Genomic DNA, 8,961 nt, shown 5'->3' with positions numbered 1-8,961 from the left:
GCACACACCGTGTGCCGGGCCCCGCCTGCGTCGTGAGTGGTCGCGCCCCGGTCAGTCCCCGCTCGCGAAGACGGTGATGGCGGTCTCGTCGACGCCCTCGTTGTGGACGAGGTTCAGGACGTCGGGGCGCTCGTCGGACCTGACCCCGAACACCAGCTCGCCCGAGGCCTCCTCGCCGGGGCCGATGGGCGACCAGAGGGAGGCCCGCTCCTCCTCGGAGGTGGGGGTGTCGGCGGTGATCCAGCGGTTCTTGTCCGTCACCAGCTGCTGCTCCGCCCAGCTGAAGTTGATCTCGTCGTCTCCGAGGTTCTTCAGGCTCAGGCCGGCCACGCAGTACACGCCGTTGCGGATCTCCGAACGCCCCGGGATCGCGTCGACGCACTCGACCCCGTTGACCGTGTACTGGACGGTGCCGTCCTTGGAGAGGACCGCGCCGTCGGTGCCGGCCGCCGGCTCGGACGGCGCCGCGTCGCCGAGCCCTTCGTCCTGCTGGGGCGGAAGGGTGGCGGAGTCGTCCGGGCCGGGGTTGCCCTGCGGGTTGCCCGAGCCGCCGACGGGCTGGTTGAGCAGGAAGGTGATCACGAGCGCGATCGCCAGCACGATGCCGAGTCCGCACAGGAGCAGGCCCCAGAAGAGACCGCCCCGTCGGCCGGGGGCCGCGGGCCGGTGCGGCGGCGGGGGCACGGGGGGCACGTACGGCTGGGGACCCCGCTGCTGTTCCGCGGGGGGCGGCACCATCGGGATGGGGCCGGTCGCGGCGGGGTGCTGTGCGGGCGGCGGGCCGGCCGGGGCGTGGCGCGGCTGGCCGTGGGCGCCCGGAGGCGGACCGTTCGGGTGGCCGGCCGCCGGGTGGCCCGGGGGCGGTCCCTGCTGCGAGCGGACGAAGTTGCCGGTCTGGTGGACGGGCGGCGGCATCGGCGGCGGCGGGGCCTGGTAGTGGCCGGGCGCGGGGTGCCGCATGCCCGTCATGGTCTGGTGCGCCGGATGGGGCATCCCGGGCGGGCCGGGCGGCGGCATCGGGGGCAGGTTGGGCCGCCAGGACTGGTGCAGGGCGTGGGACACCATGTCGTTGGGGTTGGTGGTGTCCTCGCCGCCGGCGAGCTCCAGCAGCAGGTCCTGCGCGGTGGGGCGGCGACCCGGCTCCTTGGCCAGGGCGCGCGTCACCAGGCGGTCCAGCGGGCTGTCGAGGTTGCCGATCTGCGGTTCGGCGAACAGCACCCGTTTCCCGAGCGTCATGGCGTCGCCGTTGCCGAAGGGGTGCGTGCCGTTGCCGGCGAAGGCCACCAGACAACCCCAGGCGAAGATGTCCGCCGAGGTGGTGACCTGCTCCTCCAGCAGCTGTTCGGGTGCCATCCAGCCGGGGCTGCCCATGACGATGCCGGTCTGGGTGTGGTTGGTCGCCGTGTTCATCGCCCGCGCGATGCCGAAGTCGATCACCCGGGGGCCCGACAACGACAGCAGGACGTTGGCGGGCTTGAGGTCGCGGTGGACCAGCCCGGTGCGGTGGATGGCGGCGAGCGCGGCGGCCACGCCCAGGGCGAAGCCGTGCAGCGTGGAGGAGTCCAGGGGACCGTTCTCCGCGATGTGCTCGGCCAGGGCCGTGCCCGCGATGTACTCGGTGACCATGTAGGGACGGTTCTCGAACGTCCCGTGGTCGAGCACCTTGGCGGTGCAGAAGGAGGCGACCTTGCGGGCGTTCTCCATCTCGTCGCGGAAGCGCGCCCGGGTCTGCTCGTCGAAGGCGAGCTCCGGGCGGATGACCTTGATGGCTACCTGGTTGTTCTTCTCCGGCGTGCTACCCAGGTAGACGGTTCCCATGCCGCCACTACCCAGCTTCCCGGACAGCACGTAGGGACCGATGGTGGCCGGATCTCCGGCGGCCAGCGGTTCCAGGTTCTTCGGGAGCCCATCCGACGGCAAGCGACCCTCCCCGACGGTGTCCAAACTCCGCCTTGCCCCAAGGTAGCGGTGTTTGTGCCCTGATACCCACTCACAGACCGGATTGGGTCGTTCGGGGGCTGGGCGGTAACTGACATGACATTGGTGACGAGCCCTGGACCGCTGGGCCCCGCTCTCCTGGACGCCGGTGTTCGCGCCGATGGGAGGCGGTGAACACGGAGGGCCCCGTGAAGGGGTCTGTGTTCACGCAAGGTGGGGGTTCCTTTACGATTGGGGACTCGTGACCGTTGATACCACCGTAACCGTGCGGGTCCCCGCGAAGGTGAACCTCCAGTTGGCGGTGGGGCCCAGACGCGAGGACGGGTTCCACGCCCTCGTGAACGTGTTCCACGCTGTCTCGCTGTTCGATGAGGTTACCGTCAAGGCGGCGCCGCCGCGTCAGCCGCGTGCCCTCACCGCGTTGACCGCCACCGGCCAGTCGGAATCGCACCTGGCCAGAGTCCCGCTGGACGCGACCAACCTCGCGGCCCGGGCCGCGGAGCTCCTCGCAGAGGAGACGGGTGCGGGCTTCCCCGTGGACATCCACCTCGACAAGCGCATCCCGGTGGCCGGGGGCATGGCCGGGGGCAGCGCCGACGCGGCCGCCGCCCTGGTGGCCTGTGACCGCCTGTGGGGCTGTGGCCTGCCCAGGGAGCGCCTTCTCGACCTCGCCGCCCGGCTGGGCAGCGACGTGGCCTTCGGGCTGGTCGGCGACACCGCGGTGGGCACCGGGCGCGGGGAACTCCTCGAACCCGTGGCCAGTCCCGGCCGTTTCCGCTGGGTGTTCGCGCTCTCCACGCGCGGCCTGTCCACGGCCGACGTCTTCGGCGAGTACGACCGGCTGCGCCCCGACGCCCCGGAGCCGCGTCTGGACACCGCCCTGGAGAAGGCGCTGGCCAGCGGTGACGCCGTGACGCTGGGCCGTTCCCTGAGCAACGACCTGCAGCCCGCGGCGCTGTCCCTGCTGCCGGAGCTCCAGCGGACCCTGGACGCGGGCCGGTCGGCCGGGGCGCTGGGCGCACTGGTGTCCGGTTCCGGCCCCACCTGCGCCTTCCTGGTCGGCGGCGGGGACGAGGACCGGGCCGCCGTCGCCGGGCGGGAGGCCGAGGTGGTGTCCGCGCTGCGGGCCACGGGCCTGTGCGAGCAGGTGGTCTCGGCGGACGGTGACGTTCCGGGCGCCACGGTGTTGTGAGGGCCGGACTGTGACGTAAATCACTGTCCAGAACCCCGCAATGGCAGGGCCCCGGGCCGTTGACCTCAAGCTTGGTTGAGGAAGAACACTGGTGGCATGACGACCGCAGCCACCTTTTCCAGGTACGCCGACCTCCCGGCGCTCATCGGGTTCATGGAGGGTGACGAGAAGCACGACGGTGCCTCCCTCTCCACCACCGACGCGCTCTGGGTGCTCTACGACCGGGTCCTCGACGTCACCCCGGAGACCGCCGAGGACCCGGCCCGGGACCGTTTCCTCCTCTCCAAGGGGCACGGCCCGACCGCCTTCTACGCCGTACTCGCCGCCAAGGGCTTCCTCGACGTGCCCACCCTGCGCGGCTGGACCTCCTTCGGCTCCCCGCTCGGCCACCACCCCGACCGCGTCCTGGTCCCCGGCGCGGAGATCGGCAGCGGTTCCCTCGGCCACGGGCTGCCCCTGGCCCTGGGCAGCGCCCTCGGCCTGCGCGCCCAGGGCATCCGCAAGGCCGACGGCACCGAACCCCGCGTGGTGGTGCTCGTCGGCGACGGGGAACTCGACGAGGGCAGCAACCACGAGGCCATCGCCGCCGCGGCCCGCCTGGGGGCCGACAACCTCACCGTCGTGGTCATCGACAACGCCTCCTCGCAGCACGGCTGGCCTGGCGGGATCGGCCGCCGGTTCGAGGTCGAGGGCTGGGAGGCCCGCGAGGTGAACGGGCGGGACCACGACGCGCTCGACAGGGCCTTCACCCGTACCCGCGACGGACGGCCGCTGGCGGTCGTCGCCCGTGTCCGCAACGGAAACTGAGGAGTACCGGCCATGCGTGAGACCTTCGCCGCCACCGTCAACCGGGCCCTGGACCGGGACCCCCGCACCGCTGTCGTTCTCGCGGTCATCTCCGGCGGGATGTTCCGGAGCTCGGCCCGCAAGCACCCGGGCCGCGTCATCGACCTGGGCATCCGTGAACAGGCCATGATCGGGGTCGCCGGGGGCCTGGCGCTCACCGGCATGCGCCCGATCGTGCACAGCTACGCGCCCTTCCTCGTGGAACGGCCCTTCGAACAGGTCAAGCTCGACCTCGGCCACCAGGACGTGGGGGCGGTGCTGGTGAGCCTCGGGGGCTCCTACGACGCTTCCGAGGAGGGCCGTACGCACCAGTCGCCCGGAGACGTCGCCCTGCTGGACACCCTGCCCGGGTGGACGGTCCGGGTCCCCGGGCACCCCGACGAGGTCAGGGACGCCCTGGAGCTGGACATCCCCGGAGACCACCGCGCCTACCTGCGGCTGTCGGGGACCTCGAACAGGGCGCCCCTGCCGGTCGGCCCCCGCCTCCACGTCCTGCGCACCGGTTCGCCCCGTTCGGCCGGGGTGGTGGTGGCCGTCGGCCCGATGCTGGACCGGGTGCTGGAGGCCACCGCCGACCTCGACGTCACCGTCGCCTACACCAGCACGGTGCGCCCCTTCGACCGCGAGGGCCTCAGCGCCCTGGTCGGCGCCGCGGGCAACGCCGACGTGCTCGTGGTCGAGCCCTACCTGCGGGGGACCTCCGCTCACGAGGTCTCCGAAGCCCTGTCCGACCGCCGCCACCGCCAGCTGGGGCTGGGCGTCACCCGGGACACGGAGCTGCGCGCCTACGGCACCCCGGCCGAGCACGCCCGCGCCCACGGGCTGGACGCCGAGGGGATCGCCAAGTCCGCCAGGGACTTCTTCCTGGTGTAGGACGCGCTCCGCGGACCTTCCTCCGGGATCCGTGCGCGGGCCCCTCGGAGGAGCCCCTCCCGGAACCCGCCCGGGGCCTCGCGTGGTGCGGCCCCGGGCGTTCCGCTTCCTAGTCCCGCTGATCCGTCAGCAGGAGTACGTCCTGCCGTCGGCGGCCTTGCCCCAGTTGCAGGTGCTCAGCGTGCCCGCGGCCTTGTTGTCGTCCTTGCTGCCCGGCTTCTTGAGCCGCAGGTCGGGGCTGCGCGGGGTGCCGTCGTTGGGCAGCACGTGCCGCGCGTAGCCGCGGTAGACGTGGTGCTTGCCGTTGGCGTCGCGGTGGTTGTTCCCGCTGCCGGTGTGCACGTGGACGACAGCCCCGGCCGGCAGGTTGTACGAGGGCAGGACGCGGCCGTAGGTGTTCGAGGTGATGTCCGGGACGTAGCCCTTGAGGTTGACGGTCTTGTTCGTCACGTTCTTGACGATGAAGTACTCGCCGTTGAGGTTGGTCTGCTTGCTGTTCTTGACGTCGGCCCCGGCGGCGTTGGGCCGCACGTGGGTGACCATCAGGGCGCCGGTGGTCGAGGCCGCGTGGGCCGGGACCGGTAGCAGGAACACGGCGAGCAGCGCGGCCGCGAGAGCGGCACGGATGGAGCGCATGGGCTCCCCTTTCGATTCGCATCCGTCCTGCGAAGCGAGCCTCCAGGGGAGGGGGCTCGTCAGCGGGGGTGTCGAGGACGGAGCTGAACAGTAGCCATCCCGGCCGGTGTTTGGTGATGGAAAGAGACGATTCGCGAAAAGTGTCTTCCCGGGCGTTCCGCGTGCGTTCCGGGCACCGCCGCCCCGGCGGCACAATGGAGAGTGATGACGAATCTGGTCAACCTTCAGGACGTGTCCCTCGCCTACGGGCCGCTCGTACTCCTCGACAAGGTGTCCCTTGGCGTGGACGAGGGCGAACGCATCGGTGTCGTGGGCCGCAACGGTGGTGGCAAGTCCACGATGATCTCCGTGCTGGCCGGTTTCACCGAGCCCGACTCCGGCCGGGTGGTGCACAACCGCGGACTGCGGGTCGGTTTCCTGCACCAGCGCGACGACTTCCCCGACAGCACCATCGGTGAGTTCGTGCTGGGCGACCGGGCCGAGCACGAGTGGGCGGGCGACGCGCGCATCCGTGACATCCTGCGCGGCCTGCTCGGCGGCTGGGACCTGAACCTGCCGATGTCGGGGCTGTCCGGCGGTGAGCGCCGCCGTTCCGGGCTGGCGCGCCTGCTGGTCGGCGACCACGACCTCATCATCCTGGACGAGCCCACCAACCACCTCGACATCGAGGGCATCGCCTGGCTCGCCGAGCACCTGCGCGGCCGCCCGGAGGCGCTCGTGGTCGTGACACACGACCGCTGGTTCCTGGACGCCGTGACCACCCGCACCTGGGAGGTCGGACGCGGTGCGATCGAGCGCTACGAGGGCGGGTACGCCGCGTACGTGCTGGCCAAGGCCGAGCGGGACCGCCAGGCCGCCGCCGAGGAGGACCGCCGCCAGAACCTCATGCGCAAGGAACTGGCCTGGCTGCGCCGGGGGGCGCCCGCGCGCACCTCCAAGCCCAAGTTCCGCATCGAGGCGGCCAACCAGCTCATCGCGGACGAGCCGCCCGCCCGTGACACCGTGGAACTGGTCCGCTTCGCCAGCTCGCGGCTGGGCAAGACCGTCATCGACCTCAAGAAGGTCTCGGTGTCGATCCCCGACCGCACCCTCCTGGACGAGCTCACCTGGCAGCTGGGCCCCGGCGACCGGGTCGGCCTGGTCGGCGTGAACGGCGCGGGCAAGTCCACCCTGCTGAAGATCCTCGCCGAGGAGCGCGAGCCCGACTCGGGCACCGTGCGCACCGGCCGGACCGTCAAGCTGGCGCACCTGTCCCAGAACATCGCCGAGCTCGACCCCGCCATGCGCCCCCTCCAGGCCGTCATGGACGTGCGCGAGCACATCACCATCGGCAAGCGGGACTACACCGCCAGCCAGATGCTGGAGAAGTTCGGCTTCCGCGGCGAGCGCCAGTGGACGCCGATCGGCGACCTGTCCGGCGGTGAGAAGCGCCGTCTCCAGCTGCTGCGTCTGCTCATGGACGAGCCCAACGTGCTCCTCCTGGACGAGCCCACCAACGACCTCGACATCGAGACCCTCACCGAGCTGGAGGACCTCCTCGACGGCTGGCCCGGCTCGCTCGTCCTGGTCAGCCACGACCGGTACTTCCTGGAGCGGATCACCGACCGCGTGCTCGCCCTCATGGGCGACGGAAGCCTCGCGTTCCTGCCGAACGGGGTCGACGAGTACCTGGAGCGCCGCGCCGCCACCGCCGACGAGGTCACCGTGCCCCTCGGCGCCTCCGAGACGGCCGCCGCCCAGGCGTCCCCGGCGGCGGAGCCCGCCCTGTCCCAGGCGGACCGCCGCGCAGCCCAGAAGGAGATGCAGCGCGTCGAGCGCCGCATGGACAAGATCGCCAAGCGCGAGGCCCAGCTCCACGAGCAGATGGCCTCCGCCGCGGAGGACTACACCAAACTCGCCGAACTCGACGCCGAGGCCAAGGTCCTCGCCGCGGAGAAGGAGGAGCTGGAGATGGTCTGGCTGGAGCAGGCCGAGCTCATCGGAGACTGAGCCCCGGTCCCGCCGGCGCCCCCTCGGGAGCCAGGCGGGCCAGTGCCGCCGCCAGGGCGTCCTCGGCGGCGGCCGGCAGGTCCGGCACCACCCCGGTGCCCTCCCAGTCGGTGCCGCTGACCGGATGGACCGGACGGCCGGTCGGCACCGTCACCTCCAGGTGGGGGTGGATCCTGAAGCCCTCACGGGGATGGGCGCCGCCCCGGGTGCGCTCTCCCGCGACCGTGGCCCGTCCGTGCTGCTGCAGCTCGTAGGCGAGCTCCTCGCCGCCGGAGAAGGTGTCCGCGCCGGTGAGCACCGCCAGCGGCTTGCGGCCCCCGAACACGGGGCCCGGTACGAACGGCGTCCAGGACTGCCGGGGCTCCGTTCCGTCGCCGAAGTGCATCGTGTGCAGATGCGTGGGTTCGTCGAACAGGTGCCCGCAGACGAACGCCACCGTCGCCGGGTCGCCGCCCCGGTTCCCGCGCAGGTCGATGACCAGCGCGTCCGCGTCGGCCACCAACCGCAGCGCGGCGCTCAGTCGGTCGGCCGCCATCGACAGCGGGTAGAGCAGCGGCCGCAGCTCCAGGTAACCGACGTTGCCCTCCAACCGCTCCACCCGCGCGACCCCGCCGAACCGCTCCCGTGCTTCCCGCGCCATCATTTCCGTCAGACCGGCGTCACCCGGCAGCGCGGGGATCTCCTCGACGTGGTGCTTCAACCGCAGGTGCAGATCGCCGTTGAGCGACTGCAGGTCCCCGGTCACCAGCTCGGCCAGTGCGGCCGGATCGCCCGCCCCTCGGTAGTCGCCCGCGGCACGCTGCTCGGCGAGCAGCAGCCGCAGCCGCTCGCCCAGTTCGGGAAACACATAGTGCCCGGCTACCAGCCGACCGGTCTCTTCGACCAACGCGTCGATGTCCATGCCGGGCAGTAGAGCACGCTGCTTGACAAAGCGTCAAGAACTATTGACTCTTAATCCATGACCGACGACCAGATCTCCACCCCCGAGGAATTCAAGGCACTGGCGCACCCGCTCCGGCAGCGGATGCTGTTCCTCCTCGGCGATCGGCCCGCGACCGTCAGCCAGCTCGCCGTCACCCTGGACACCCGCAAGGGCAACGTCTCCCACCACCTCAAGGCGCTCCGGTCAGCCGGGCTGGTGGAACCGGCCGAGAGCCGTCAGGTCCGGGGCGGCACCGAGCAGTACTACCGGCGCACCGCCCGCCGCATCGAGATCGCCGATGCCCGGCCCGGCCCGGCCGCCGCTGTGCTCCGTGCCGTTTCCGAGGAGTTCAGCGAGGCCCCGGGGGACCCCCTGCTCGCCCTGCGCCACCTGAGACTCACTGAGGAACAGGCCGAACGCCTCCACGAAACACTGCTCGCCCTGGTCTCGGAGACCCCGGAGGCGGAAGAGGGCCGACCGCGTTACGGACTGCTGGTCAGCTTCTACCAGCAGCCCGCCGCTCCTACGCCCGGGTAGGCGGCGCATAGGCTTCTCCCAGGGCGCG

At 71.8% G+C, this 8,961-nt stretch carries 8 protein-coding genes; 5 read left to right on the top strand and 3 right to left on the bottom strand.

Features of this window, described 5'->3' with window-relative positions; translation table 11 throughout:
- Nucleotides 1-51: 51 nt before the first annotated feature.
- Nucleotides 52-1,920 (bottom strand): serine/threonine-protein kinase, encoded by a 1,869-nt coding sequence (locus tag D458_RS0103720; protein ID WP_017585384.1) that lies wholly within the window; start codon nucleotides 1,918-1,920, stop codon nucleotides 52-54.
- A gap of 259 nt (nucleotides 1,921-2,179) precedes the next feature.
- Here D458_RS0103720 and D458_RS0103715 point away from each other — a divergent pair, with 259 nt between their 5' ends.
- The 3 genes from D458_RS0103715 to D458_RS0103705 all read left to right on the top strand — a co-directional run bounded on the left by D458_RS0103715 (nucleotide 2,180) and on the right by D458_RS0103705 (nucleotide 4,849).
- Nucleotides 2,180-3,130 (top strand): 4-(cytidine 5'-diphospho)-2-C-methyl-D-erythritol kinase, encoded by a 951-nt coding sequence (locus tag D458_RS0103715; RefSeq protein ID WP_083936223.1) that lies wholly within the window; start codon nucleotides 2,180-2,182, stop codon nucleotides 3,128-3,130.
- A gap of 96 nt (nucleotides 3,131-3,226) precedes the next feature.
- Nucleotides 3,227-3,937 (top strand): thiamine pyrophosphate-dependent enzyme, encoded by a 711-nt coding sequence (locus tag D458_RS0103710; protein ID WP_017585382.1) that lies wholly within the window; start codon nucleotides 3,227-3,229, stop codon nucleotides 3,935-3,937.
- A 12-nt stretch (nucleotides 3,938-3,949) separates the two neighbouring features.
- Nucleotides 3,950-4,849 carry a transketolase family protein gene (locus tag D458_RS0103705; RefSeq protein ID WP_017585381.1) on the top strand — a complete coding sequence of 300 codons (900 nt, stop codon included), beginning with the start codon at nucleotides 3,950-3,952 and terminating at the stop codon, nucleotides 4,847-4,849.
- 126 nt (nucleotides 4,850-4,975) lie between these two features.
- Here D458_RS0103705 and D458_RS0103700 read toward each other — a convergent pair whose 3' ends face one another.
- Nucleotides 4,976-5,485, bottom strand: a complete 510-nt coding sequence (locus tag D458_RS0103700; RefSeq protein ID WP_017585380.1) for a hypothetical protein — start codon at nucleotides 5,483-5,485, stop codon at nucleotides 4,976-4,978.
- A gap of 204 nt (nucleotides 5,486-5,689) precedes the next feature.
- Here D458_RS0103700 and D458_RS0103695 point away from each other — a divergent pair, with 204 nt between their 5' ends.
- Nucleotides 5,690-7,474, top strand: coding sequence for an ABC-F family ATP-binding cassette domain-containing protein (locus tag D458_RS0103695; protein WP_017585379.1), 1,785 nt, complete (start codon nucleotides 5,690-5,692; stop codon nucleotides 7,472-7,474).
- Here the strand turns inward: D458_RS0103695 and D458_RS0103690 are convergent.
- The gene (locus tag D458_RS0103690; protein ID WP_017585378.1) at nucleotides 7,461-8,375 is read right to left on the bottom strand and encodes a S41 family peptidase; all 915 of its coding nucleotides are present in this window, start codon (nucleotides 8,373-8,375) and stop codon (nucleotides 7,461-7,463) included. The two genes, D458_RS0103695 and D458_RS0103690, sit on opposite strands and share 14 nt — an antisense overlap.
- A 57-nt stretch (nucleotides 8,376-8,432) precedes the next feature.
- On the opposite strand from D458_RS0103690, the gene D458_RS0103685 reads away from it, so the two are divergent.
- A complete protein-coding gene (locus D458_RS0103685; protein ID WP_017585377.1) occupies nucleotides 8,433-8,933 on the top strand; it encodes an ArsR/SmtB family transcription factor in 501 nt (166 codons plus the stop codon).
- Nucleotides 8,934-8,961: the final 28 nt, after the last annotated feature.

Source organism: Nocardiopsis ganjiahuensis DSM 45031, from assembly GCF_000341085.1.
Taxonomy (GTDB): Bacteria; Actinomycetota; Actinomycetes; order Streptosporangiales; family Streptosporangiaceae; genus Nocardiopsis; species Nocardiopsis ganjiahuensis.
The sequence above is the reverse complement of the archived record's forward strand: the minus strand, read 5'-3'. Positions and strand labels throughout refer to the sequence as shown.

Coding starts and splice junctions, on each gene's coding strand:
- D458_RS0103685 (WP_017585377.1), top strand. CDS start 8,433: ATGACCGACGACCAGATCTCCACCCCCGAGGAATTCAAGGCACTGGCG.
- D458_RS0103690 (WP_017585378.1), bottom strand. CDS start 8,375: ATGGACATCGACGCGTTGGTCGAAGAGACCGGTCGGCTGGTAGCCGGG.
- D458_RS0103700 (WP_017585380.1), bottom strand. CDS start 5,485: ATGCGCTCCATCCGTGCCGCTCTCGCGGCCGCGCTGCTCGCCGTGTTC.
- D458_RS0103710 (WP_017585382.1), top strand. CDS start 3,227: ATGACGACCGCAGCCACCTTTTCCAGGTACGCCGACCTCCCGGCGCTC.
- D458_RS0103705 (WP_017585381.1), top strand. CDS start 3,950: ATGCGTGAGACCTTCGCCGCCACCGTCAACCGGGCCCTGGACCGGGAC.
- D458_RS0103695 (WP_017585379.1), top strand. CDS start 5,690: ATGACGAATCTGGTCAACCTTCAGGACGTGTCCCTCGCCTACGGGCCG.